Source organism: Pseudoduganella sp. (genome assembly GCF_041914865.1).
GTDB lineage: Bacteria > Pseudomonadota > Gammaproteobacteria > Burkholderiales > Burkholderiaceae_D > Rugamonas.
The window spans coordinates 116419-142803 of record NZ_JAYSCO010000006.1; the positions used below are offsets into that span (position 1 = coordinate 116419).

Annotated in this window: 19 protein-coding genes; 7 read left to right on the top strand and 12 right to left on the bottom strand. The window is 68.6% G+C overall.

Annotated features, from left to right (window positions below):
* Positions 1–21: 21 nt before the first annotated feature.
* Positions 22–1014 (top strand): diguanylate cyclase, encoded by a 993-nt coding sequence (locus ACE3TQ_RS04770; RefSeq protein ID WP_374580807.1) that lies wholly within the window; start codon positions 22–24, stop codon positions 1012–1014.
* On the opposite strand, the gene ACE3TQ_RS04775 is transcribed toward ACE3TQ_RS04770, so the two are convergent.
* The 8 genes from ACE3TQ_RS04775 to ACE3TQ_RS04810 all read right to left on the bottom strand — a co-directional run bounded on the left by ACE3TQ_RS04775 (position 992) and on the right by ACE3TQ_RS04810 (position 13227).
* Positions 992–2641: a DUF4214 domain-containing protein gene (locus ACE3TQ_RS04775; protein ID WP_374580808.1), complete on the bottom strand. Its 1650-nt coding sequence runs from the start codon at positions 2639–2641 to the stop codon at positions 992–994. The two genes, ACE3TQ_RS04770 and ACE3TQ_RS04775, sit on opposite strands and share 23 nt — an antisense overlap.
* Before the next feature lie 102 nt (positions 2642–2743).
* Positions 2744–3649 carry a diguanylate cyclase domain-containing protein gene (locus tag ACE3TQ_RS04780; protein WP_374580809.1) on the bottom strand — a complete coding sequence of 302 codons (906 nt, stop codon included), beginning with the start codon at positions 3647–3649 and terminating at the stop codon, positions 2744–2746.
* Positions 3631–8040: a PAS domain S-box protein gene (locus ACE3TQ_RS04785; protein WP_374580810.1), complete on the bottom strand. Its 4410-nt coding sequence runs from the start codon at positions 8038–8040 to the stop codon at positions 3631–3633. The genes ACE3TQ_RS04780 and ACE3TQ_RS04785 overlap by 19 nt, the downstream gene beginning before the upstream one ends.
* A 92-nt stretch (positions 8041–8132) precedes the next feature.
* Positions 8133–8315 (bottom strand): hypothetical protein, encoded by a 183-nt coding sequence (locus ACE3TQ_RS04790; protein WP_374580811.1) that lies wholly within the window; start codon positions 8313–8315, stop codon positions 8133–8135.
* A gap of 67 nt (positions 8316–8382) precedes the next feature.
* Positions 8383–9375: a response regulator gene (locus tag ACE3TQ_RS04795; protein WP_374580812.1), complete on the bottom strand. Its 993-nt coding sequence runs from the start codon at positions 9373–9375 to the stop codon at positions 8383–8385.
* Positions 9372–10484, bottom strand: a complete 1113-nt coding sequence (locus ACE3TQ_RS04800; RefSeq protein WP_374580813.1) for an ATP-binding protein — start codon at positions 10482–10484, stop codon at positions 9372–9374. The genes ACE3TQ_RS04795 and ACE3TQ_RS04800 overlap by 4 nt, the downstream gene beginning before the upstream one ends.
* Positions 10481–11842 (bottom strand): sensor histidine kinase, encoded by a 1362-nt coding sequence (locus ACE3TQ_RS04805; protein WP_374580814.1) that lies wholly within the window; start codon positions 11840–11842, stop codon positions 10481–10483. The genes ACE3TQ_RS04800 and ACE3TQ_RS04805 overlap by 4 nt, the downstream gene beginning before the upstream one ends.
* Positions 11839–13227 (bottom strand): class I SAM-dependent methyltransferase, encoded by a 1389-nt coding sequence (locus ACE3TQ_RS04810; RefSeq protein WP_374580815.1) that lies wholly within the window; start codon positions 13225–13227, stop codon positions 11839–11841. Before ACE3TQ_RS04810 ends, ACE3TQ_RS04805 begins: the two co-directional genes overlap by 4 nt.
* A 179-nt stretch (positions 13228–13406) precedes the next feature.
* Here ACE3TQ_RS04810 and ACE3TQ_RS04815 point away from each other — a divergent pair, with 179 nt between their 5' ends.
* Entirely contained in the window at positions 13407–13583 is a 177-nt protein-coding gene (locus ACE3TQ_RS04815; RefSeq protein ID WP_374580816.1) for a hypothetical protein, read from the top strand.
* Here the strand turns inward: ACE3TQ_RS04815 and ACE3TQ_RS04820 are convergent.
* A complete protein-coding gene (locus tag ACE3TQ_RS04820; RefSeq protein WP_374580817.1) occupies positions 13580–14773 on the bottom strand; it encodes a glycosyltransferase in 1194 nt (397 codons plus the stop codon). The genes ACE3TQ_RS04815 and ACE3TQ_RS04820 overlap by 4 nt on opposite strands.
* 108 nt (positions 14774–14881) lie before the next feature.
* Here ACE3TQ_RS04820 and ACE3TQ_RS04825 point away from each other — a divergent pair, with 108 nt between their 5' ends.
* Entirely contained in the window at positions 14882–17257 is a 2376-nt protein-coding gene (locus tag ACE3TQ_RS04825) for a diguanylate cyclase domain-containing protein (RefSeq protein ID WP_374580818.1), read from the top strand.
* Between the two features lie 27 nt (positions 17258–17284).
* On the opposite strand, the gene ACE3TQ_RS04830 is transcribed toward ACE3TQ_RS04825, so the two are convergent.
* On the bottom strand, positions 17285–18175 hold the full coding sequence (locus tag ACE3TQ_RS04830; RefSeq protein ID WP_374580820.1) for a LysR family transcriptional regulator: 891 nt from the start codon (positions 18173–18175) through the stop codon (positions 17285–17287).
* Between the two features lie 123 nt (positions 18176–18298).
* Between ACE3TQ_RS04830 and ACE3TQ_RS04835 the strand changes: the two genes are divergently transcribed.
* Positions 18299–19423 carry a hypothetical protein gene (locus ACE3TQ_RS04835; RefSeq protein ID WP_374580821.1) on the top strand — a complete coding sequence of 375 codons (1125 nt, stop codon included), beginning with the start codon at positions 18299–18301 and terminating at the stop codon, positions 19421–19423.
* On the opposite strand, the gene ACE3TQ_RS04840 is transcribed toward ACE3TQ_RS04835, so the two are convergent.
* Together ACE3TQ_RS04840 and ACE3TQ_RS04845 are read right to left on the bottom strand one after the other, a co-directional pair.
* Entirely contained in the window at positions 19420–20433 is a 1014-nt protein-coding gene (locus tag ACE3TQ_RS04840) for an AraC family transcriptional regulator ligand-binding domain-containing protein (protein ID WP_374580822.1), read from the bottom strand. The two genes, ACE3TQ_RS04835 and ACE3TQ_RS04840, sit on opposite strands and share 4 nt — an antisense overlap.
* Positions 20433–21344, bottom strand: a complete 912-nt coding sequence (locus tag ACE3TQ_RS04845) for a GGDEF domain-containing protein (protein WP_374580823.1) — start codon at positions 21342–21344, stop codon at positions 20433–20435. Before ACE3TQ_RS04845 ends, ACE3TQ_RS04840 begins: the two co-directional genes overlap by 1 nt.
* A gap of 136 nt (positions 21345–21480) precedes the next feature.
* On the opposite strand from ACE3TQ_RS04845, the gene ACE3TQ_RS04850 reads away from it, so the two are divergent.
* The 3 genes from ACE3TQ_RS04850 to ACE3TQ_RS04860 all read left to right on the top strand — a co-directional run.
* Positions 21481–23991 carry a TonB-dependent receptor gene (locus tag ACE3TQ_RS04850; protein ID WP_374580824.1) on the top strand — a complete coding sequence of 837 codons (2511 nt, stop codon included), beginning with the start codon at positions 21481–21483 and terminating at the stop codon, positions 23989–23991.
* A complete protein-coding gene (locus ACE3TQ_RS04855) occupies positions 23991–25649 on the top strand; it encodes a phytase (protein WP_374580825.1) in 1659 nt (552 codons plus the stop codon). The genes ACE3TQ_RS04850 and ACE3TQ_RS04855 overlap by 1 nt, the downstream gene beginning before the upstream one ends.
* A 37-nt stretch (positions 25650–25686) precedes the next feature.
* Positions 25687–26385 (top strand): NCS2 family permease (locus ACE3TQ_RS04860; protein ID WP_374580826.1); only part of this gene is annotated, 699 nt, incomplete at its 3' end.

The window sequence follows — 26385 nt, forward strand, 5'->3', positions numbered from 1 at the left end:
AACTATAAAGGCCGCCGCCAAATGAATAGTCTCCTCAAGATCCAGCATTTGATGGACTCCCCCACTTCCGACCAGCCGCAAGGCTTCGCCCTGAAATTGATGGAACTGCTGGTCATCCCCACTTTTGTACTGGACGCCCAGGGCCGGGTGCTGATCTGGAACCGCGCCTGCGAACGGCTGACCGGGGTCGCCGCCGAGGAATTGCTCGGCACCAGCGGCCACTGGTGCGCCTTCTACGCCGTGCAGCGCCCCACCCTGGCCGACCTGGTGATCGCCGGCCGCACCGGCGAGATCCTGGACCTGTACGACGGCCAGGCGCGCGGCCCGGCCGGCAACCACGAACAGCTGTGCGCCGAAAACTGGTGCGAAATGCCGCGCACCGCCGGCCGCCGCTACCTGGCGGCCGACGCCAGCCCGATCTACGACAGCGACGGGCGCCTGGTGGCCGTGGTGGAAACGCTGCGCGACCTGACCGAGGAAAAACAGGCCCAGATCGCGCTCGAGCAGCTGGCCACGCGCGACGGCCTGACCGGGCTGGCCAACCGGCGCTGCTTCGACCATACCCTGCACGCCGAGTGGCAGCGCGCGCTGCGCCAGCAGCAGCCGCTGTCGCTGCTGATGGTGGACGTCGACAACTTCAAGCAGTACAACGACGCCTACGGCCATGTCGGCGGCGACGAGTGCCTGAAGCGCATCGCCAGCGCGGTGGCAAGCGAAATGCGCGCCAACGACCTGGTGGCGCGCTACGGCGGCGAGGAATTCGCCGTCATCCTGCCCAACCAGTCGCTGAAGGGCGCCGCCATCGTGGCCGAACGTATCCGCTGCCGCGTCGAGGCACTACGCCTGCCCAACCAGGATGCGCCCAAGCGCTTCGTTACGGTCAGTATCGGCGCCGCCACGGCCATCGCCTCGCACGACTACCAGCCGGCGCAGCTGGTGGCGACGGCCGACGCGGCGCTGTACCGCGCCAAGCATATGGGGCGCAACCGGATCAGCCTCCCTGGAATGGAATGAAGGCGATGCCGTTCTGGATGGCGCCGATGATCTGGGCCTGGTTTTCCACCGACTCGGAAAAGCCGGTCAGGACGATCCCGCGCGGCACGCCCTCGTCCAGGCGCGCCGTCCACCAGTCCAGGCCGGGCTGGTCCGGCTCGCGGTGCAGGGCCTGGTGGTACAGCAGCGTGGCGAATTCGCGGTTGCCCACGACACCGAAGGTGGTGTTGAACTCCGGGCTCAGGACGAACTGCTGCGCCACCGATTGCAGGGTAAAGCCCAGCTCCAGGGTTTTGATCCAGTAACCGAGCCCCGGCAAATCCGGCGCGCGGTTGAAGGCGGCCTGGTACAGGCGATACGCCTGCCCTGCCGCGCCGTTGATCTCGAACGACAGGTTGACGTCGGCGAACTGCAGTTGTTCGATATTGAGCAGCAGGTCGGTGCCGCCGTTGCCGGTGTTGTCCGTCACGCTATAGCCGCCGGGCGCTTCTTTCACGGTGTAGTTGGCGCGCGCGCCGCCCAGCACCACGATATCGCGCCCGGCGCCGCCGTCGAACACTTCGTTGCCGGCGTTGGCCGTGAAGCGGTCGTTGCCCGTCGTGCCGACCGGGGCGCTGTGCAGGGCCAGGTCGGCCACCGCCACCGTACGGTCGCTGAACACCAGCGTCTCAACCCCGTCCAGGCGGTCGTTGCCTTCGCCGAACACCAGCACCGCATTGGCCTGGCGCTGCACCGTGTAGCTGGCGAAGCTCTTGCTGAAAACGACCGTATCGGCGCCGGCGCCGCCCGAGACCAGGTCGTCGCCCGCACCGACATGCACGCGGTCGATGCCGGCCCCGCCGGTGACCACGCTGCCGCTGGCGCCGCTGTACACTTCGGAGCCGTAATCGCTGGCCACCGCTTTCTGGATCGTCACCCCGTACGCCAGCCCGATATTGCGGTAGCCCGGCAGGGTTTCGCTGAAACCGCCCGCGCGCAGGTCGATGGTGACGAAGCCGGTGCAGGCCGAGAAATCGAAGGTATTGCTGCCGCCGGCATCCCAGATGCAGCGCGCCGTGGTCGAATTGGTAAAACTGTAGACATCGTCGCCACTGTGGAAGGACATATTGGCGCCGTACAGGTACTGCACCGCCTGGATGTCGTACAGCATCGGCGTCACCGCATAGCGTCCGGTCGAGCGGTGGATGGTGGGCTCGTTGTACGACATCTGCGTATAGTCGCCGTTATCCTGGGCGCTGGGCAGGAAAGGACCCTGGGCGCCGCTGCCGCTGCTGTCGTAATCGCCCGGATGCTTCAATCCCAGCATATGCCCGATCTCGTGCAGCATCACACTCGGTCCATAGCTGCCCGCTGTGAACACCTGGTTGTAGCCGGCGTCCTTGTCCAGGTACATGGTGACCGAGGTGCTCCACGATTCGGGCAGGTAGGCATAGCCGCTGCTGCCGGACTGCTGGTTGGTGCCGAACTGCAGCGAGCCGTTGGCGGTGACTTCGGTGAAGCTCACATTCGCCACATCGGACCACAGCTTGAGCGCATCGCGCACCGCCTGGCGCTGCGCGGTCGTCATCGGCGCGAAGCCGCTGCGGTCTTCGTCGCTGGCGTCGCCGGGCGGGGTTTGCAGGAAGCTGTAAGTCAGCGCGCGGGCCATCCCTGGGACGGGACTCCAGCTGCTATACACCAGGGCATCAATTGCAATATTACCGGTTACGAAACTCATGGCATGCGGGTCGAAAACATGGGTGCGGTCATGTTAGCACGGCTCGGCGGCCATAGCGCTACGGTTGCGTCCATTGCGCTTCGCCTCGTACAGCGCCCGGTCGGCCAATTCCAGTAGCTGGCCGGGCGCGGCCTGCGGCCCCGGCACCGCCGATACCAGGCCCACGCTGATGGTGACCTGGCTCGCCACCGGCGACGCCGCGTGCGGCAGCTGCAGGCTGGCGACTTGGCTGCAGATCCATTGGCCATAGCGCTGCATTTCATCGGCCGTGGTGTTGGGCAGCAGCACCACGAACTCTTCGCCGCCGTAGCGCGCCACCAGTTCGCCTGGACGGCGCGTGCATTGCGCCAGCGCCTGGGCCACGCGGCGCAGGCACTCGTCGCCCAGCTGGTGGCCGTAATGGTCGTTATACAGCTTGAAGTGGTCGACATCGACCAGCGCCACGCCCAGCGCCGATTGCTGGCGCCGGTGGCGCGCCACTTCCACCGCAAACTGTTCGTCGAAAGCGCGCCGGTTGGCCAGCCCGGTCAGGCCATCCTTGTTGGCCAGCGTATCGAGGCTGGCCAGCGCGGCCTGCAGCCGCAGGTGGGTACGCACGCGCGCCTGCACCACCGCGCCGTTCAGCGGCTTGGTGATGAAGTCCACCGCGCCGGCGTCCAGGCAGGCGATCTCGCTGTCGATGCCGACGCTGGCGGTGACGAAAATCACCGGACAATGGCGCAGGTCGGGGTCGGCCATGATGCGCGCGCAGACTTCAAACCCGTCCATGCTCTTCATTTCCACATCGAGTAGGATCAGTTGCGGACGCTGGGCGCGGGCGATTTCCAGGCCGGCCAGGCCATTGGTGGCAAACAGCATGCGTGCCTGGTCGCGCAGCATGGCGCTCAGCAGGCGGATCGTGTCCGGGTTATCGTCGATGATCAGGATCGTGCTTTCCATGCTTCCTCACTCAGGACTTCCAGTGCAGCGCCGAAGTCCAGCGCTTCGATGGCGCTTTCCAGCTGGGCCGCTGCGGCGGCGCCATGCTGGCTGGCCAGCTGCTCGCGGATCTGGCGGAACTGGTTCAGCGCATCCAGGTCCTGCCGCTGCAGCATGTCGACCAGGCTGCCGATCGCCGCCGGCAAATCCGGCTGCAACGCCGGCGCGGCGGGCTGCTCCAGCTGCAGCCAGTGCGCGGCTGCCGCCAGGGTGGCGGCCAGCGCCTGCCCGGCGCGCTCGAACTGGCTGGCGGCGCCGGCGGCGTCGTGTTCGCGCAGCGCCTGCTCGACCGCCAGCGACGCTTCGGCGAAATCGCGCGCGCCCAGGCTGCCCACCCCGCCGCGCAGCGCATGCAGGGCGGCGGCGGCGGCAGCGCTGTCGCCTTCCTCCCAACGCGCGCGCGCCAGGTCGAATTCGGCCTGCGACTGGCGCACCACGCGCCCCACCAGCGACACGATGTTCTGCCGCTGCGGGCTGTTGCCGATCACCGCCAGCAGCTTGCGGACGCTGAACACGCCGGGCCGGTCGTCGGCCGCGCCGGTCGTTTGCGCCTCGGGTGCCGTGGCGGGGGTCTCCGGCGCCGCCGCTGGCGCCAGCAGGTGGTGCGCGATGGTTCCCAGCATCTGCGCATAGTCGACCGGCTTGGCAATAAAGCCATCCATGCCGCATTCCAGGCACCTGGCCTGCTCCGTATCGAGCACGCCGGCGCTCATGGCCAGGATCGGGATGCGCAGTCCGAGCTTGCCGCGCAGCGCGCGCGTCGCCTCGAAGCCATCCATCACCGGCATCTGCACATCCATCAGCACCAGGTCGAAGGCTGCCGGCTGCGCGCGCACCAGGTCCACGGCCTGCTGCCCGTTCTCCGCCAGCGTCACCACCGCGCCCGCCGGTTCCAGCACACCGCGCGCCACCACCTGGTTGGTGGGATTGTCCTCCACCAGCAGGATGCGCGCGCCGCGCAATGCCGCCAGCTGCGGCACTTCCACCGGCGCCGCATCGGGCGCCTGGCGCTGCTGGCGCAGGCCCTGCAGCAGCAGATGCAAGGCCGCCGGCAGCACCGGCTTGGCCAGCGCCGCATCCTCGCCGGCGCGCGGCAGCCGGTCCAGGCTGCGGTTCAGCGCCACCAGCGCCATCTGCTCGAACGGCGCCGCCCCCTCGGTGTCGAGCAAGGCCGAATCGACCAGCGCCACATCCCAGGATTCGCCCGCCATCGCCGGCGCGGCGGCGTGGGCGTCGACTTCGCAGCCCCAGCGCCGCAGCAGGCCTTCCAGGTAGCGCAGGGTCGGCACATGGTCGTCCACCAGCAGCACGCGCATCCCCGTCAGCGGCGCCGCACTGTCGCCGCCGCGCTGGCGCAGCGCCAGTTGCAGCGGCACCGACACCACGAACTCACTGCCGCGTCCCGGCTCGCTGCTGACGGTGATGGTGCCGCCCATCAGCTCGACCAACTGTTGCGTGATCGACAGCCCCAGGCCGGTGCCGCCGAAGCGGCGCGCGGTCGAGCTGTCGGCCTGCTCGAACGGGTTGAACAGGCGCCCCAGCTGCTCGCTGTTCATGCCGATGCCGCTGTCGCGCACCGTCAGCTGCAGGATTTCCATGGAACTGCCCGGCGCGCTGGCGCCGATATGCACGCACACCTCGCCCTCGGCGGTGAATTTGATGGCGTTGCCCACCAGGTTGAGCGCCACCTGGCGCAAGCGCTGCAAGTCGCCCACCAGGCCTTGCGGCAGGCCGGGCTCCAGCGTCAGCAGCAGGTCGAGCCGCTTGCCGACGCTGGCCGACTGCATGGCGGCGGCAATCGCCTCCGCCAGCTCGTCCAGCTGGAACGGCGCCGCCACCACCGCCAGCTTGCCGGCCTCGATCTTGGACAAGTCGAGGATGTCGTTCACCAGGGCCAGCAAAGCGCTGCCGGAAGCGCGGATCAGCCGCACATACTCCTGCTGCTCGGCGTTGAGCGGCGTGCGGTCCAGCAGCTGGCCGATGCCCAGCACCGCGTTCATCGGCGTGCGGATTTCATGGCTCATGTTGGCCAGGAAGGCGCTCTTGGCGCGGCTGGCCTCCTCCTGCTGCAGCTCGGCGCGCTTGCGCGCCGTGATGTCCAGCGCCATGATATGGAAGCCGCGCACCTCGCCCTGCGCGCCGATGTCGGGGATGTAGTCGGTCATGAAATGGCGCGGCCAGCCGGCGCGCTCGGTATCGACCTCGAAGTGCACGCGTTCGCCGCGCAGGGCCGCCTGCACGTGCGCCCGCACCGGGCCGTACACCGTCTCGCCCAGCACCTGCTCGATGCTGCGCCCGATCATGGCGGCCGGGTCGATGCCCATCAGGGTCTGGTAGCTGCGATTGGCGAAGCGGTAGACCTCTTTGCTATCGACGTAGCCGATGGCGGCCGGATTGTTGTCGGCCACCGCGCGCAGGAAACGTTCCTTCTCCGCCAGTGCCAGCTTGGCCTGCTCCAGCGCCGTCACATCGGCCATGGCCAGCACCGCCCCCAGGCGGCTGCCGTCGGCGCCGGCCAGGGCGCTGCCGTTGCACAGCAAATGGCGTTCGCTGCCATCGGCCGCCACGATCAGCAATTCCTCGCCCTGCACCCGCTCGCCGCGCAGAGCGCGCCGCAACAGCGAATCCTCGCCCGGCTGCATGGCGCCGGGCGGCAGGGCGCGCGCCGCGCGGTTGGACAGGGTCGCCTCGCCATGCGGACCGCAGGCCATGACCGCCACTTCGATGGTTTCCAGCACGGTCGACAGCAGCCGGCGCTCGGCCTCCAGTTCCTGCTCCATGCGCCGCCGCTGCGAAATATCGGTGACGAAGGCGGCAAACGACTGCACCCCGTCCACCTCCAGCTGGCCCAGCGTCATCTCGGCATCGAAGCGCGCGCCGTCGCGCCGCCAGCCGGTCAGCACGATGCGCTCGCCGGTGGCGGCATTCTCGCGGCTGCCCAGCAGCCACCACAGGTTGCCGCCGGCCTGCAGCAGCAGGTCGATATGCTTGCCCAGCACTTCCTCACGCTGCCAGCCGAACACCTGCGCCGCGCGCGCGTTCCAGTCGGTCACCACGCCGTCGCTGGTGAAAGCGATGAAGGCGTCCTGCGTCGCCTGCAGGATGGTCAGCATGCGCAACTCGCTCGAGCGCACGATGGCCAGCGTGCGTTCCAGATCGGCCGTGCGGTCCGCCACGTGCCGCTCCAGCTCCGCGTTGGCCTGCACCAGCTGCTGCTCCTGGCCCTGCAAGCGCTGCAGGATGGCGTTGAAGGCGCCGCGCACCGTTTCCAGTTCGCTGAAGCTGCCCTCCACCGCCGGCAGCACCGTCGCCCGCCCCTGCTCCACCTCGCGCGCCGCCTGCGCTGTGTGCAGCAAAGGCCGCGTCACCGTGCGCGCCGCGCGCCAGCCCAGCAGCGAGAACAGCACGGCCACCGCCAGCCCGGCCAGCGCCACCGTCAGCTGCAGGCGCCGCACCGGGGCGAAGGCGGCGGCGGCCTCCTGCCGCGTGATGATGACCCAGCCCAGGCCGGGATAGCTGTCGTAGCCGCGCGTGCGCGCATAGCCGACCAGGTAATGGCGGCCATCGGCCCAGCGTTCTTCCACGAAGCCGGACGGCTGCACGGCCGCCTGCGCCAGGCTGCCGGCGGCGGCCGGCTGGTCCAGCAAGGCTTCCGGTCCGTACAGCACCTGGCCGGAGCGCGACACGATCAGGGTGTCGGCCGCCGGCCCTGCGGCGCCATGGTCGAACAGGCCCTGCACCTGGCGCGCCCAGTTCCAGCTCAGGTGCGCGCCGAGGACGCCGGCCTGCTGGCCGGCTGCGTCGTAGTAGGGGAATGCCAGGTCGACAAAACGCATCGGCGCCGAACCGCTGGCCGGCAGCAGCCGGGCCAGCAGCTTGGCGGCATGCACATCGTGCACATACACGCCTTTCGGCGCATCGTGCCACCAGTCGCGCGCCGAAACGTCGACGCCTTCCAGCAGGCCGCCGGTGCTGACCAGCACCTTGCCGGCATTGTCGGTCAGGCCGATCCAGGCATACAGAGGATAGGTGCGCTGCAGCTCTTCCAGGATCTGGCGCCGCTGCGCCGGTCCGTGCTGGGTCGCGGTGAACTCGGCGCGCCGCGCCAGCAGCTGCACTTCGCGGTAGCGCTCGAACATGGTGGCGTCCAGCTGGCCGGCCGCGTGGCGCGCGCGCTGCGCCAGGCCCTGGCCAATGGTGCGCTTCAGCTCATCGGTCACGACCACGCCCAGCACCACCACCAGCAGCGCGGTCAGCAGCAGGGAACTGGCTGCCAGCAGCAGCGAGAGCAGTGAGCCGAGGCCGATGCGCTGCCGCAACGATGTAGGCGTGACCTCGACTTGCTCTGGCATGGCGGCTCCGGTTATCCGATGCACCAGTATAACCGACTCACCCGGCAAATATTGCTCGAAAGCTCTTTTTCTGTGACTGGTTTTTAACTTGCTTAATGCACCTTACGACCGGCGCGAGCCTTCTGCGCCTTGGTCTCGCCGTGTTCACGGCGCTGCTTGTTAACGATGCGGGCCGCGACTTCTTCTTCGCGGCCCGGGTAACGGTGCTCTTCCTTGAACTCCTGCTGCAGTTCCTTGAATTCGCGCTCGCGTTTGGGGCTGGCTCCGCTTGGCATGGCGTCCTCCTGGTCCAGGGTGATGCCACATGGTAGCGGAGCGGCCGCGCGCACGGCGCGCGCCAGGTCAGAACTGCTCGACCCAGGCCGCCAGCTGGGACGGCGTCAGCGCATTGTCGGCCTGCACCATGCGGCACTCGACGCCGCTGGCGCCGCTGCTCATCTGCATGGCCGCGCCGCGCTTGCCCATCCACAGCAGGCATGCCAGCCAGAACGCGTGCTGCGACGACACTGGCGCACTGGTCGGCGTCTCCAGGAATTCGGTCAGCTGCGACGCCTGCAGGAACTGCGCGCTGTCCGTGCCGGTGGCGCGGAAGGTGGCGCCAAAGGTCTCCGCCAGCATGGCAAAGGCGTGCGCCGGCGCCGCGTCGGCATAACGCTGCTCCAGGTCATCCAGGTGCTCGCGCACGGCGCAGCCGAAAGCGGCGCTGCGGAAGGCTTCCGAACTGATCAGGTCGGAGTGGTCCAGCATCAGCCAGTCCGGTTCCGGCGGCGTCATGCCGGCGCTCAGGGCGCCGGCCAGGTAGCTTTCCACCGGCACGAACGACGCGCCGCCCGACAGGCTGGCCGACAGCGTGTACAGCGTGCCGATGCGGCTGGCCACGGCCTGCTTCTGGCGCACCAGCAGCTTTTCACGCAGCAGCTGCGAGTGTTCCTTCTGCAGCTTGGCCAGGGCCAGCGCCTGCTTCAGCTCCATGCGCAGGGCGGCAATGTCCCACGGCTTCTGGATATAGCGGTGGATCTGGCCCTGGTTCACCGCGTCCACCGTGTGCTCCAGCTCCGAATACGCGGTGGTCAGGATGCGCACGATGTGCGGGTAGCGGTCCCACGCGTAGAACAGCAGCTCGTTGCCGTAGGCGCCCGGCATGCGCTGGTCCGACACCAGCACCGCGATCTCGTCGGCGTGTTCGTCGAGCATGCGCTTGCCCTCCTCCACCGACTCGGCCACGTAGACCGGCGCCAGCGAACCGAGGGCGCGCTGGAAGTATTTGAGGGCGGTCGCTTCGTCGTCGACGTAGAGGATTGCCGGGGCGGCTCGTGCCGTTTCTTTCTCGATCATGCTCGTTCCTTCTCTAAATCCGGGAAATTCATGGTGACGGTGGTGGAGCAGCCTTGCTCGGACTGCACCCGCAGGTGGCCGCCGAACGACTGCATCACGCGGTTGCAGAAGATCAGGCCCCAGCCGCTGCCGCCTTCACTGCCGTGCATCGACACGGGGTCCAGCAGCAGGCGGTTCAGCAGCGCCGGCGCGATGCCCGGCCCGTTGTCTTCCACGATGATGTAAGGGCGGTCTGCCACGCCCACGGTGATCCTGATGCGCGGCGCCGGATGGCCCTGCAGCGCGCGCAGCGCGTTGCTGAGCAGCGAGGACAGCACCAGCGCCACGCAGTTGGGCGAGGCGCGCACCGCGAAGTCGCCCTGCGCCACCACCTCGATGATGTCGCGCTGTCCCGGCGCCAGCGGGTAGACGTCGAGCAGCGCGCCCACCATCTGCTGCGCCATATTGCCGCCCGGGCGCGGCGCCGGCACCGCGCTGGCGCGCTTGACCGACTCCACGAAGGAGGCCAGCACCGACAGGCAGTAGCGCGCATTGTCGTTCATATGCGCCGCCGCATTGCCGATATCGGCGCGCAGCGGCAGGCCGTTGTCTTCCGCCTGGCCCTGCATGCGGCGCTGGATATTGCGCGCGAAATTGGCGATGGTGGCCAGCGGCGTGTTCAGCTCATGCGCCAGGAAGGCAACCGTTTCCTCGATCGCCAGCAGGCTCTGGCGCCGCATGGCGCGCTCGCGCGCGTTCTCGCTGGCCAGGCGCAGGGCATCGCGCACCACGCCGGTGTCAAGCGGCTTTTCCAGGATGCGGAAGATGTCGCCGCCGTTGATGGTTTCCAGCAGCACGTCCTTGTCGGCGTAGGCGGTGACCAGGATGCGCACCAGGTGCGGGTAGTCGCGCTCGACCTGGCGCAGCAGCTCGCCGCCGACCCGGCCCGGCATGCGGTAATCGGTCACCAGCACGTCGATATCGCTGTCCGGCTGGGCCAGGATTTCCAGCGCCTCGTCCACGCCCGGCGCGGTCAGCACGGCAAACTCGTTCTCCACCGCGCGCGCGAAGTACTTGCGCGCCATTTCCTCGTCGTCCACATACAGGACGGTCGGCACCCGCCCGCTCATTTCTCGCCTCCGCTCACGCGCGGCAGGTCGAAGGTGAACTGGGTCCATTGGCCCGGCACGCTCTCCACCGCCAGCAGGCCGCCGTGGCGCTGGATCACGCTGTAGCAGATGCTCAGGCCCAGGCCCAGGCCCTGCCCCACTTCGCGCGTGGTGAAGAACGGCTCGAACACGCGGCCGATATTCTCCGGCGCGATGCCGGGGCCGTTGTCGCGCACCGTGATCTTCAGGCGCTCGCCGCGCGACTCGGCGTAGACGTCGATGGTGGGCGCCGCGGTGGCGCCCTTGCGCATGGCCAGGGCGGCGTTGCTGAACAGGTTGATCAGCACCCCGATGATGGCCGCCTCGTCGCCGCGCACCAGCGTATCCGGCTGCAGGTGGCGCTGCACCTTGATGCCCTTGATCTCATGGCCCACCAGGCGCACCGACGATTCCAGCGCGCGCTCGAACAGGAACTGCGCGCTCTCATGCTCGCTGCCGGACTTGCGGTAGGCGAAAGTCTTCAGGTCGGAAACGATGTACTGCACGCGCTGCATGCCCTGCTTGGCATCGACCAGGCACTCCTTCAGCACCTCGCTGCCCTTGGCCGCCGGCTCCTCCATCGCGACATCGATCGCCATCATGCAGAAATTGACCGGATTGTTCACCTCGTGCAGCAGGCCCGCCGCCAGCGTGCCCAGCGCCGCCATTTTCTCCTGCTGCAGCATCTGGCCCTTGATCTCGGCCAGGCTGCGGTTGTTGGCCTCCAGCTGGCTGTTCTTGTCGGCCAGCTCGGCCTTCAGCTGAAACAGGTTGAAGCGCGCCTGCTCGTTGTAATAGGTGCACACCGCGCTGGCCGTGGCGCTGAACGCCAGCAGCAGCGAATTGACGGCGAACGCGCCGTCCATCTCGCCGGCGCCCGCATGGTAGTGGCACGCCGCCGCATACAGCAGGTAGGTCAGCAAGCCCAGCGCCAGGTTCTGCCACATGCGGAACGCAAAGGCAATGGCCGAGGCGAACACCGCCAGGTTCAGCCCCGCGTAATAGATCGATTGCGCGCCCTCGGTCACCGCGATCATCCACGCGATCATGGCCTGCGGCAGCATCAGCCAGGTGAAGCTCAGGGCCTCGACATGGCGCTGGCCCCAGGGCTGGCGCATCAGGCCGATGATCGCCAGGATGCCGGCCGACACCAGCAGGCGCGCCAGCGTGAACTCGCCCAGGTGGGCCGGATACAGGCTGTAGTCCAGGCCCACGCCCAGCATCACCAGCGCGATGCCGGTCCACGCCCCGCCGCGCGAAAAGCGCAGGCGGTAGGCGCGCAGGTCGGATTCGTAGGCGGAATACAAGTGCGGGCTCACAACAGGTGCCGGGCCGGTCATGGCAGCGACGCTTCGGCGAACACGTTGACGCCGGTCGGATCGACATAGGTCACCCTGTCGCGCGACTGCGGCGGCAGCAGCTGCTCCATCTTCGCCTCGTCGCGGTAAATCAGGTACCACTCCAGCAGGTGCTCCATGCCAGGCCGCTCCGGATTGCTGGTGTGCACGTTGGTCACCAGCAGGCGGCCGCCGCTACGCATGCACGAGGCAAAATAGCTGAGCAGGCGGCTGCACACCTTGTCCGACAGGTAGTCGAACAGGCCGGCACAGTACACCACGTCGAAATTGCCGCCCACCTGCGGGCCGTCGGTGCGGCGCTTCAGCAGGTTGTGCACGGAATCCTGCACAAAACGGATCTCGGGCTGGCGCGCCAGGCCGGCGCCCAGTTCGCCCAGCCGGTTGCGCGTCCAGTCCAGCGTCTCCTCGCTGAAATCGACCAGCTCGAACGACAGCCAGTGCGGCTCATCGTACTCGCGCAGGAAGCGCTGGATTTCCTGCGCCGGGCCGCAGCCCACGTTCAGCACGCGGAACGGACGGCCGATCCGGCGCGCCTGGTCGGCATGGCGCTTCAGGAAGTCCACCAGCACGTCGATCCGGTTGCGGTGCGCCACCGCCACCGCAGTCTGCAGGAAGGCCGCGTTCACAATCTGGAAATAGGTGCTCGGCCCCTGGCGCGGGTCGCCCAGGATCTGGTTCACCATCTCATAGTCGCCGGCATAGCCGAGCGGCTTGCTGAAGGTACGGAACACGAACGGCGCGCGCAGGATCAGCGGATGCAAGGCACCCTGGGCAAACGCGCGGTGCGCCGCGGCCGCGTCCTGCTCCACCATCCCCGCCTCGCGGTTCAGCTCATCGAAATAGCGCCGCACGCGCATGATCAGCGGCTCGGCCAGTTCGGTGAACACGTCGGCGCGCAGGCGGCCGCCTTCCTTGGGCAGCGAATCGGACAGGTCGACCTGCTCGACCCAGCGCGCCACCTCCGACAGGTAGGCGCGCGTTTCATTGACCGCGATCTGGTAATCGCGCCGGATGCGGAAGCGGTCGTCCCAATCGAGCACAAACTTGCTCGCCTCGCGTCCGACCGCGCCCGGCAGCAGCACGACCTCGCTCAGCTCGCGCCATTCGTCGATCAGGGTCACCGAGACCACCGCCGTCAAACCGGTGTTGACCATGCTGATCACCACCGCCTTGCCGATATACGCGCTGGCCGTGCCCATGCGCACAGTCAGCTCGTTCAACACTTCGCTGACCTGCACGATCGAGTACGGGTTATAGACTTCCATCACCAGCGATTTACGCTGGAGATTCACAATGGTGCCGCGTGCCGCCTCACCCTGCGTGTTCAGGAAACTGACGACCGGATCAATTTGCGCCTGTGAATACACTGTTCTGAACTTAAATGGTTGCCGTAGATTAAGACGAGTGTACGCACTTGTGGCGGAAATCGCAATGTTTCATTCAGAAGTAGGGAATTTTCCGGCGTTCAGCGAACTGGGCGTTGAAGGTTAGCTGCCGCACCGACATGCTTCCTGCCTGGCGTCAAACTGGGGCCAGATTGGAGAACATGATGGAGCAGTTACGAGCACCCCACGCGCCGTCCGAGCAGGAACGCGCGGAATTCCACGAGCGCTTCCTGCGCAGCTTTGCCGACCCGCGCTTCGACGCCGTGCGCGACGCCGTTGCCGCCCTGGAGGAACTGGCCTGGCGCCAGTATTGCGAGCAGCGCCAGGCGCCGCACTAGCGGCGCGCCGCCAGCGCCTCCAGGCGCTCCACCACGCGCCCGGCCAATTGCGCCTGGGAAAAGCCGGCGTAGCGCTCCGCCACCTGGCGCGCCGCCAGCAGGGTACGGCCATCCATCAGCAGGCTGCGCACCACGCTGCGCCAATCCACCGTCCCCGGGAAACGGCCGCCATTGATCGCCACGCCGGCCGCTTCCAGGCGCTGCGCCAGCAGGTAGCGCTCCAGCTGGGTCGGCAGCAGCAGCATCGGCACCGCGGCCAGCATGGCATGCGCCACCGTGCCCTCCCCGCCCTGGTTCACGCACAGGCGCGCCTCGGACAGGGCCGCCGCCAGGTCGACCGGGCCGCGCGCCCACGCCAGGCTGGTGGCATGCACCGGCGGCACCGCGCCGGCCGCCACTTCCGGCTGGTAGCACAGCACGCGGCAGCCCTCCAGCACCAGCGCGTGCAGCACCGCCACATACGCCGGATGCTCCTGGCGCAGGTAGACGAAGACCTTATGCCCCTGGCCCGGCGGCCATTGCGGTGGCGCGCCCGGCGGCGTGACAAAGGCCGGCCCCAGCCAGGTTGCGGTGGCGGCCGGGCGCGCGTAATGGTCCAGCTCCGGCCAGGCGCACAGCAACTGCTGCTGCCCCAGCAAGGCGTCGGCCGCCTGCACATAGGGCACGCCGCCATGGTGCACCAACAGCGCATTCATCACCTTCAGCACATGCAGTTCGGCTGCCGCCAGGCGCGCCAGGTCGACCGCCTCCCACGGCCGGAAGTTCGGCAGCGGCTGGCCGGCCGGCGGCAGGGTGAAGGCCGCGCCCATTGCCGCCGACGGGATATCCAGGCTGCGCGCCGCCAGCAGCGCCGTCGGCGCGAATTCCGCCACCAGCACATCCGGCTTCAATAAGGCCAGCGCCGCGCGCCAGCCGCGCAGCAAGCCATCCAGCCCCTGCGCCTCCTGGTAGCCGGCGCCCAGCATGATCTCCGCCAGGCTGGCCGCGCCCTGCGCCCCGGCCGTGAGCCAGACCGGCGCCTGCAGCAGCGGCACCTCCAGGTCGCCCAGCAGCCGGCGCGCCAGCGCCAGGTCGCGCACCGACAGGCTGACCGCATGGCCGCGCGCCAGCAAGGCCTGCGCCACGATCCGCAGGCGTCCCGCATGCGCCGGGGCGCCGCCTAATTCCCAAGCCAGGTGGAAGTGCGCCATGGATCAGTGCACCTGGCCAATTGCCATTGTATTTTTCACATTATTTCCAGAGAGTCCGCCGCTTGGGATTTTAGAACACACTGGCAGGCAGGTGTGCAATACTAGGCCATGACCGTCACCCGATTGCTGCCCCAGAGCCTGCGCGCGCGCATGACCTGCGTGGTGATCGCGTTTGTGCTGGCCGCCACCACGCTGCTGACCTGGCTGGCCTTGTCGATGGCCGAACGCGATATGAAGAGCGTGATCGGGCAGCAACAGTTCAGCCTGCTCTCGCTGGCCGCCGCCCACATCGACGAGCAGCTGGCCTCCAAACGCCTGCTGCTGGCCGCGATTGCCGACGCCGTGCCGCCCGGCGGGTACACCGCCGCCACCTTGCGCGCCGCCATTGAACGCCACGCCGCGGCCGGCACCGAGTTCGCCAATGTGGCCGCGTTCGACGCCCAGGGCCAGTACCTGGCCAGCCTGCGGCCGCCAATCCAGCCCAATCCCAGGCTGTCCGACCGCAGCTATTTCGAGCAGACCATGGCGCAAAAGCGCGGCATCATTTCGCCGCCGGTGCGCGGCCGGGTCACCAGCCTGCCGGTGGTGGTGCTGACCCACCCCATCATCGATAGCGGCGGCGACGTGCAGGCGGTGCTGGTGGGCAGCATCGATTTGCTGACCTCGGACTTCTTCCACCATTTCAACACGATGAAACCCGGCAAAACCGGCTTCATGTTCATCATGACCACCGACGGCATCCTGGTGAACCACCCCAACAAGGCTCGCCTGCTGGAGCACATCAACGCCCGTCCTGGCCTGAACCTGGGCACCGAACGCGCGCTGGCCGGCTTCGAAGGCTGGATGGAGGCGACCAACAAAGATGGCGTGGACGGCATCTATTCCTACAAGCGCCTGAACGCCACCAACTGGATCGTCGCCGTGCGCTACCCGACCGACGAAGCCTTTGCCCCGATGGCCACCATGCGCCGCCAGGCCGTGGTTGCCGCCACCGCCTTTGCCGCCGTGGCCGGCCTGCTCAGCTGGTGGATGGTCAAGCTGCTGCTGGCGCCACTGCAGAAACTGCGCCACAACCTGCAGGCCATTCGCAGCCGCGGCGGCGACATCCGCGTGCTGCGCAGCGACGGCCGCGACGAGATCGCCGAACTGAGCGAAGCCCTCTACGAACTCACCGCCGAGCGCCAGGCCGCCCAGGAGCGCCTGGCCGAGAGCGAAAAACGGGCGCGCGTCATTGCCGACAACATCCCCGCCCTGGTCGCCTACATCGACCGCGACCTGCGCTACCGCTTCACCAACGAACACTACCAGTTCCTGCTGGGCCAGGACCCGCGCGCCATGATCGGCAAGCGCATCGACGAAGTGTTTGGACCGCAGATCCTGCAGCGCTGGCAAGACTGCATCGACCTGGCGCTGGCCGGCCGCCGCATCCACATCGAGCGCGCCGGCGAGGAGCTGGAACGCTACCTGCACCTGATGGCCGAACTGGTGCCCGACGTGGCGCCCGACGGCAGCGTGCAAGGCTTTTACCTGATGTGCACCGACATCACCGAACGCAAGACCGCCGAGCTGGCGCAGGCGGCCAGCGAAAAGCGCCTGCGCCTGATCACCGACCACCTGCCGGTGATGATCAGCGCCATCGACCGCGAACATGTACTGCAATTTGGCAACGCCACCTACCGCCGCTGGCTCGATATCGACCCCGAGACCCTGCCCGGCCGCCCGATGCCAAGCGTGATGGGCGAGGCCGCCTACGCCGAAGCACGCCCGGCGCTCGAACGCGCCTTTGCCGGCACCGTCACCGGGTACGAATCCAGCGCCCGCCTGCACGGCGAAACGCGGATCCTGGAAACCACCTTCGTGCCCGACGTGCGCAAGGATGGCAGCGTGCCCTTCGTCTACGCGCTGACCAGCGACGTCACGCGCAGCCGCGAAGTTGAAGCCGAACTGCTGCGCCAGGCACGGCGCGACCCGCTGACCGGCATCGCCAACCGCCGCCTGTTCGAAGACGTGCTGGACCAGGCCATCGAACGCGTGCGGCGCCAGGATTGCCAGCTGGCCCTGGCCTACCTCGACATCGACAGCTTCAAGCACATCAACGACAGCCTGGGCCACGCCGCCGGCGACGAAGTGCTGAAAGAGTTTGCGCTACGCCTTGGCAACAACGTGCGCACCACCGACACCGTGGCGCGCCTGGCCGGCGACGAATTCGTGATCATCTTCGAAAACATCCGCCAGGCGGGCGAGGTGCAGTTGCTGGCGGAAAAAATAATGGTCGCCGTGGCGCCCGACTTCAACGTCCTCGGCGCCCCGCTGCGCGTCACCACCAGCATCGGCATCGCCCTCTACGCCGGCGGCACCGAAACGGCCGGCGGCCTGATCGGCCGCGCCGACATGGCCCTGTACGACACCAAACGCCGCGGCCGCAACGGCTTCACCATCGACAGCGGGCAAGGCTTGCCGGAAGCGGCGGTGACGCAGCGTTGACCGGGAAGGCAGGCCGCCGGCGGCTCGTTATGACTGGCGCAGCAGCTCGATAAAGCGGCGCCCCGCAGGACCGGGCGGCGCGTCCTTGCGCCAGCTGGCGTACATGGCGAACGCCTGGCCCAGCACCGGGCTGGCTTCCAGCGTCAGCGCCACCAGCGTCCCGCGCGCCAGGTCGTCCTCCACCATATGGCGCGGCATGCCGCCCCAGCCAAGGCCGGCGCGCAGGAAGGCGTGCTTGGCGCCCAGGTCGGCCAGGCGCCAGCCTTGCGGGTTAAGCACGCCAAACTGGCGCCCTGCGGTCAGCGTGGAGCGGTCGGTCAGGATCAGCTGCACATGCTGTGCCACTGCGCTGCGTGCGATCGGCGCCGGCAGCGCGGCCAGCGGGTGGCTGGCGGCGGCCACCGCCACCACCGGCACTTCAAACAGGAAGGCGGTATCGCACTCGGGCGGCACTTCCGGATAGGAGCCGATCACGGCGAGTCGGCACTTGCGCTCCAGCAGCGGCTGCACGACGGCGCCCAGCGCCTCGACGTCGAGGCGCAGCGGCGTGCTGGGAAATTCCTGGTGGAAGGCGCGCACCGCTTCGGTCAGGCGCGCGATCGGGTACATGACGTCCACCGCCACCGACAACTCTGCTTCCAGCCCTTCGGCCAGGGTGCGGGCGCGCGCCTTGAAGCTGTCCATGCTGTGGGCGGCGGCGCGTGCACTGTCGAGCAAGGCGCGGCCCTGCTCGGTCAGCTGCGGGTAGCGCCCGCTGCGGTCGAACAGGGGAAACCCGACTTGCAGCTCGAGATTGGCCAGGGTCTGGCTGACCACCGATTGCGCGCGCCGCAGCTTGCGGCCGGCGGCGGAAAAACTGCCCTCCTCGGCGGCGGCGATGAAAGTACGCAACTGATCCATCGACATCCCGTCAAGCATGGGCCGCGTTCCTGTATAGTTCCTGAGGTGGCCGATTTTACACGAGCTTGTAAGACTGTTCTTACAGAGGGACGCGTTGCCCTCTGCTAGGAAACCCACAACTGCGCTTAGATACTAGTTGCCATGCTGACTACACTCCCACTCAGCCGCAACAGCCAGCCCAGCGCTGGCGGTCCTTCGCGGCAACTCTATATGTTGTTGCGCGAGGCGCCCGACCGCGCCGAAGCGATGGCCTACCTGCAGCGCCGCCTGGCCGAAGCCGCGGCTTTGCACCCGGCCTGGAGCGGCGGCCTGGCCGGGCTGGAGGAATGGCATGAGCTGTGCGCGCGCAGCCGCGCCGAGGAGTTCCGGCTCTACCAGGCGGGCCGCAGCGAAGGCGCGGGGCGCCGCCATTTCGCCACGCTGGCGCAGGCGCGCCGCTTCCTGTGCATGCAGGCGCCGGCGCTGCTGGCGGACGGCGCCTGGCTGCACAGTGTGCTCGACCATTGGCGACAGCCGGCGTACATGCCGCTGGTGAAGCTCTACCTTGATTACCTGGGCAAAGGCGTGCCGGCCGCCAACCATGTGGCGCAGGTGCAGCAGGCGCTGGCGGCGCAGTCCTGCAGCAATTGGCAGGAGCTCGAGGACAGCAGCTATGTGCAGGCGGCGATCCGCATGGCGCTGGCCTGCGCCGGCGAGCGCTACCTGCCCGAGCTGCTCGGCTACCAGCTGGCCGTGCCGGACCAGCCGGCGGCCCAGCCCTCGGTCCTGCACGAACTGGCCGAGCTGGGCATCGTACTGCCGCCGCCTGTGCCCGACGGGCTGGTCCTGACCGCGCTGCGCGCCATGCTGGGCAATGTCAGCGACCGCCCGGCCTTCCTGCAGCGGTTGGAACTGGGCCATGCACTGGGGCGGCTGGGCTTGCAGACCGTGCCGGCCACGCCGGGCGATGGCGCGGCGCAGGAAGAAGCGGCCAGCAGCAACGTGACGCCGGCGGTCTTTGCGGCGCCAGCGGGCGGCGACAGCAGCGCCGCCGCCGGCGCCCGCGCCCCTGCGCGCGGCATCCTGCGCCACAACTTCCCGCACGATGAACACGCCTGGGAAACCATCACCAGCGACCTGGGGCTGCTGGAGGCGCAGATCGCCGCCTGCGCCAGCAAGGCCCAGGCCATGACCATGCTGGCGCGGCATATGGGTCCGGCCGTGCACCACCAGCCGCTTGGCCTGATGGCGGCGCGCGTGTATTCGCAGCTGTTCGCGCTGGGCTAAGTCGCCAGCGCCGCGCGCAGCGAGGCCGGCGTCAGCCCGGTCCAGCGCTTGAAGGAGCGCCGGAAGTTGGCCGCATCGTGGAAACCGAGGTAACTGGCGACCGTGTCATTGTCGGCCTGGCGCGTGCGGAACAGGTAGAGCGCCACATGGGTGCGCACCTGGTCCAGTTCAGCGAGGAAGGTGGTGCCGTAGCGTGCCAGGTGGCGCTTCAGCGTCGCCGGGCTGACGCCGAATGCCGCGCTGGCGCTCTCCAGGCTCGGGTTGCTGCGCACCTGCGCCAGCAGGTAGCCATACAAGGCGTCGAGCAGGCTCGGTGCCGCATCCCCAGTGGCATCGGCCGCCGCCAGCGCCGCAGCGGCCGCGGCGCCATCGGCACCTGGCCATGGCTGCCGCGCCAGTTCGGCGGGCAGCAGCATGGCGTCGAGCTGACAATCGAAGCGCAATTGCGGGCCAAGGTGGACCTCGTGCTGCTCCACATGGCGCGGGCGCGCGCGGTTGAAACAGAACTCCCAGGGCAAACGCCTGCCGCCCAGCCAGCGCGCCAGCGCCACCACGGCGGTCATATGCATCTCCACCAGCGCCGGCCGCAGGCCGGGCGCACCCTGGCTGTCGGTCCAGTACAGCACCAGTTGATCCTCCGCGAGATGCAGGCGCGGACGCAGCAGCGGCAGCAGGCGGCTGGCATGGGCGCACAGGATCTCCAGCGCCTGCAGCAGCGACCCCGCATGGCGCAGCGCCTCGGCCAGCGCGGCGTCGGTGCCGGGCAGCAGCTGCTGGCCCAACATGAAGCTGGTGTCCCGACTATCGAGCTGGCGCAGCACGTTCTGCAGCAACTGCAGGTACTGCGAAGCGCTGATCCGCCAGCCCGCAGCCGGCGCCGAACCATCGCCCGGCAAACCGCTGCCGCGCGCCAGCACAGCGGGCGCCACCTCGGCCTGCAAGGCGTACGCCAGGCAATGCCAGGGACCGGCGGCCGCGATCGTCGCGTCGTCGGGCAGCGCGTAGCGCATCAGTCCAGGCCCGCCGGTGCCGGCGGGCGTACCTGCGCCGGCGGCATGGCGGCCGAATCCAGCGCGGCGGAGACGCGCGCCAGCAGGCCGTCGGCCTCGCCCTGCGCCGGCGTGCAGGCGTAACGCAGGCTCACCGGCAGCAGGCCGTGCGGGCCGTGGTGGCGCATGTTTGCCACCATCGCGCACAGGTGCTGCGCCAGCAGGCACGCCGCCTGGTCGTCCAGGCCCGGCAAGAGCAAGGCGAAACGGTCGCCCGCATAGCGGCACAGCAGGTCCTCGTTGCGCAGGTTAAGCAGCAGCATATGGCCCACCGCCTGCAGCACGCGGTCGCCTTCGCGCTGGCCATGTGCGCGGTTGATGCGGTGGAAGCCGTCGATATCGAGCATGACCAGCGCGCACTGGCCGGCCGGGTCGCGCTCCTGCTCCAGCCGGATCTGGTGGCGCAGGTAGGCCGCGTCCGCCAGCTGCGTGACACGGTCGAACGCACGGTGCTGGCGGAACAGGCGCTCGCGCTTGGCCAGGTGGTCGTTCACCATGAACTGCTCGTGGCGCCAGTAGTAGATGCCGGCGGTCAGCACCAGCATGCCGAACGGCAGCAGCGCTTCCAGCCAGTTATCCCAGGCCGCCGCCTTTTCGATCCGGAAGAATTCGTCCAGGCAGTCGGCCCAGGAGCCCAGCATGATGGCCGCCAGCCCGCCGGCCAGCAGGCGCGTCACCAGGCCGCCCGGGCGGCTGCTCAAGGTCATGACGAACCACAGGCCCGCCACCAGCGCCATGCCGCCTTCGGCCACGATGTCCATCCAGCGCCAGGCCGCATAAGGTTTGGCTTCGCCCACGCTGGCGTAGAGCAGCAGGAATGCCAGCACGGCCACAGTGGCGGCGGCGAGGGAGTGTCGGTGGAGTTTCAGCATAACCGCGCAGCTTAGACGCGCCGTGTGACAGGCCGGTGACAGGGGCCGGGTCATTTCGGCTCACGCTGGCGTAACCAGCTTGTCATGCACGGTTCACATAATCCGCTGCACTTCCTCCACTCCCTGTACGACAACAATGAAAACGCAATTGACCACCCTGGCCGCCGCCACACTCGCGCTGGCCAACACCGGCGCCCTGCACGCCGCCAATGCCGCCGACACTGCCGATGCCGGACTGGCCGCCACCAGCGTCGTCATCACCGGCCAGCGCGCCGTGATCGCCAAGTCGATCGCCGCGCAGGACAAGGCCGACAATATTATTAATGTGCTGAGCAGCGACGATATCGGCAATCTGCCCGACAAGAACGCCGCCGAAGCGCTGGCGCGCATGCCGGGCGTGTCGGTGCAGCGCGACCAGGGCGAAGGCCGCTACATCACGGTGCGCGGCCTCGGCCCGGACCTGAACAGCGTCACCATCAACGGCGCCCTGGTGCCGTCGCCGGAAGCGGGCCGGCGCGCCGTGGCGCTGGACGTGCTGCCGGCGGGCCTGGTGCGCTCGCTCGAAGTCAGCAAGACCCTGCTGCCGGAGCAGGACGCCAGTTCCCTCGGGGGCACGGTGGAAGTCAAGGCGCTGTCGGCCTTCGACCTGCCCGGTTCCCTGTTCTCGCTGCAGGGCGCCGCCTCGCGCGACCAGAACACCGGCCAGACCAGCCCGAGCGCCGGCCTGCTGTGGGCCAGCCGCTTTGGCGACGGCAAGTTCGGCGTGGCCGTCGGCCTGAGCGGCGAACAGCGCAAGTTCGGCTCCGACAACGTGGAAACGGGCGGCGCCTGGGACGGCGAGCGCCTGGCCGGCGTCGAGCTGCGCGACTACCTGCCGCAGCGCGAACGGCGCGCCGCCGCGCTTAACCTCGACTACCGCCCGCAGGCCGGCAACAGCTGGTTCCTGCGCAGCTTCCTGAGCCGCTTCAGCGACGACGAGGTGCGCGACCGCCTCACGGTCAGCAATGTCAGTGGCGGCGCGCTGACCGAAGGCACGCCATCCAGCGCGCGCCTGGAGCGCCGCCTGCGCCAGCGCAAGTACACGCAGGAGATCCAGTCCGCCGTGCTCGGCACACAGCAGAAGCTGGGCGACTGGCAGCTCGATGTGCAGGCCGGCCGCAGCAAGGCCGACGAGGACACGCCGGAAGCGTTGAACGACGGCCGCTTCCGCGGCAACGCCAACTTCTCCGGCATCAGCTTCACCAATGGCCAGCGCCCCACCCTGCAGGCGCCCGCCAGCGCCTATGACCCGGCCAGCTACAGCCTGAACGCCATCACCCTGCAGCAGCGCTATTCGGAGGACACCGAACACCACCTGCGCCTCGACCTGGCGCACGAGTTCGCGCTGGGCGAGCTGCGCTCGCAGCTGAAATTCGGCGCCAAGGGCAGCCGCCGCGAAAAGAGCAACGACACCAACCAGTGGAGCTACAGCGCCAAGGCGGTCGGCGGCACGCTGTCGATGGCGTCCTTCGTGCAAGGGCACCAGCTCGACTACCCGTTCGGCCGCATCGGCACCGCGCTCGATCCGGCCACCCTCCGCGCCCGCGTCGCGGGGCTGGACCGCAATGCCGCGCGCCTGGCCACCGAATCGGCCATCAACGACTTCACGCTGGACGAAGACATCGACGCCGCCTACTTCCAGAACAGTTTCATCCACGGCGACTGGCGCCTGCTGGCCGGCGCGCGCGCCGAGCACACCAGCTTCGCCGCGCGCGGCGTGCGCACCAGCGGCGGCAGCATCACCCCGCTCGAACACCGCCGCTCCTACACCGACTGGCTGCCGTCGCTGCAACTGCGCTACGACCTGGACCGCGACACCAGCCTGCGCGCGGCCTGGACCAATGCCGTGGTGCGCGCCAATTTCAGCCAGCTGGCGCCGGGCGTGGCGCTGGCCAGCGCCACCGAAGCCACCATCGGCAACCCCGACCTGGCCCCGCTCACATCGCACAACCTGGACCTGGGCGTGGAACGCATGCTCGGCGGCGACGGCGCCGTTTCGGCCTACCTGTTCTACAAGGACATCAAGAATTTCACCTACACCACCAACCTGGCCGGCAGCGGCCAATGGGCCGGCTACACCAGCGCCACCACCTACGCCAACGGCGACATGGCCAAGGTGAAAGGCATCGAACTGTCGTGGCAGCAGCCGCTGCGCATGCTGCCCGCGCCGTTCAACGGCCTGCTGGTGGGCGTGAATGGCGCGCTGGCCGACTCGCGCGCCAACGTCGCCCGCTACGACAGCAAGGCCGGCGCCATGGTGGCGCGCCGCATCGCCATGCCGGGCCAGTCCGACCGCGTGCTGAACCTGATGCTCGGCTATGAGGCAGGCCCGGTCAGCACCCGCGTTGCGCTCAACTACAAGTCGCCCTACCTGCTGGAACTGGGCGCCGATATCCTGAATGCGAGCCAGGACCGCATTGTCGACAGCCAGAAACAGGTCGACTTCTCGCTGGCCTGGCACATCACCAAAGCCGTGCAGCTGAACGTCGACGTCGCCAACGTCAACAACGAAAAATACTACGTCTACCAGGGCGTCAAGCAGCACAATGCCCAATATGAACAATACGGCCGCACCTACAAACTGGGCCTGAAAGCGAGTTTCTTCTGATGATGCGCCTGACCCTGATTCCCCTGCTGCTGGCCATCGGCCTGCCCGCCGCCGCGCGCGACACCATCGCACTGCCGCAAGGCGCCAGCCTGGCGATCGACAAGCGCGGCCTGCAACTGCGCGGCGCGGACGGCGCCGAACGCGCCCGCCTGGCGCTGCGCGCACGCCACCTCGATTACCGCGACGGCACCGCCCTGGTGGTCGATGCCAACACCGAACGCGCCATCGCGGTCAACGTGGACAGCGCCGGCGGCGCACTGGCCGCGCGCGCCGTGATCGACGGCGCCGCCGTCGCGCCCGACGCCGCCTGCCTGCACCGCGACGCGCAAGGCCTGCTGCACGCCTTCCTGGTCGGCAAGGATGGCCAGGCGGAGCAATGGCTGCTGCCAGGTGCCGGGGCGCCGGCCGCGGCGCCGCGCCTGGTGCGCAAACTGGCACTGCCGCCGCACAGCAAGGCCTGCCTGGTGCACGACGCCAGCGCCACCCTGGTCGTCAACGAAGAAGGCTTCGGCGCCTGGGCCTACAACGCCGACGCCGAAGCGCCGCCGGCGCGGCGCGCGCTGGCCCTGCGCCGGCCGCACGGCAAGCTGGCCGCCGCCCCGGACGGCCTGGCGCCCGCCGCCCAGGGCGTGACGCTGCTGGACCACCAGGGCAAGGCCCTGCAAACCATCGCGCTGCGGCGCGACCTGCCGCCCAGCGCCGTGGTGCAGCCATTGGTGCAGACCGAAACCATGCCGCGCATGGGCGATGCCGCCGACGACCCGGCCATCTGGGCCGACCGCCAGCGCCCCGGCCAGGGGCGCGTGCTGGGCACCAACAAGAAACAAGGCCTGCACGTCTACGACCTGGAAGGGCGCCAGCTGCAGATGTTGGAATCGGGCCGCCTGAACAACGTCGACCTGCGCCAGGACGTGCTGCTGGACGGCCAGCGCTTCGACCTGGCCATGGCCACCCAGCGCGACGACAATGCCCTGGTGCTGTACACCATCGACAGCGCCGGCACGGTGGCCGAGACGGCCCGCTTCCCGACGCCGCTGGAGCGCATCTACGGCATCTGCCTGTACCAGCCCGCCGCCGGCGGCCTGCAAGCCTTCGTCAACGACAAGGACGGCAGGTTCCTGCAATACCGCATCGGCCGCAGCGGCGGCGCCTTCCACGCCAGCCTGGTGCGCCGCTTCAAGCTCGGCACCCAGCCCGAAGGCTGCGTCGCCGACGACCGCAGCGGCCGCCTGTTCGCCGGCGAGGAAAAGCGCGGCGTCTGGAGCCTGGACGCCGATGCCGGGGCCAAAGCCGAACCGCGCCTGGTGCTGCCGCTTGGGCCGCACCTGCGCGCCGACGTCGAAGGCATGGCCCTGTACCACGGCGAGCGCGCCAGCTACCTGGTCGTCTCCAGCCAGGGCAGCAACAGCTACCTGGTGGCCGACGCCGCACCGCCGCACCGCATCCGCGGCAGCTTCCGCATCGGCTTCAACGCCGCCGCCGGCATCGACGGCGCCTCGGAAACCGACGGCCTCGATGTCAGCGCCGCCAACTTCGGCGGGCGCTTCGCGCGCGGCATGCTGGTAGTGCAGGACGGCTACAAGCGCCTGCCCGACGGCGCCCAGAACTTCAAGTATGTGGCGTGGGAGGACATTGCCCGCGCATTAAGCTTGCCGTGATGGTATGCTCCCCGGTAAAACAAACCGGGGAGCCGTCGTGTCCATTGCAGAAAAACTATTCAAACTCAAAGAAGCCGGCAGTGATGTACGCACCGAGGTGGTGGCGGGTTTCACCACCTTCCTCACCATGGCCTACATCATCTTCGTCAACCCCACCATCCTGGGCGACGCCGGCATGCCGAAAGACGCCGTCTTCGTCGCTACCTGCCTGGCCGCCGCGCTGGGCACGGCCATCATGGCGCTGTACGCCAACTACCCGATCGGCATGGCGCCCGGCATGGGCCTCAACGCCTACTTCGCCTACGCCGTGGTGCTGGGCATGGGCATCGCGTGGCCGGTGGCGCTGGGCGCCGTGTTCATTTCCGGCTGCCTGTTCATCCTGGTCAGCGTGCTGGGCCTGCGCGAAGCGATCGTCAACGGCATCCCGCGCTCGCTGCGCATTGCCATCACCGTCGGCCTCGGCCTGTTCCTCGGCCTGATCGCCCTGAAGGGCGCCGGCATCGTCACCGCCAACCCCAACACCATGGTGGCGGTGGGCGACCTGCACAAGGCGCCGGCGCTGCTGGCCATCGTCGGCTTCCTGCTGATCGTCACGCTGGACCGGCTGAAGGTCAAGGGCGCCATCCTGATCGGCATCATGGCTGTCACCATCCTCAGTTTCTTCTTCGGCGGGAACACCTTCAAAGGCGTGTTCTCGGCGCCGCCCGCGCTGGACGCCACCCTGCTCAAGCTCGAC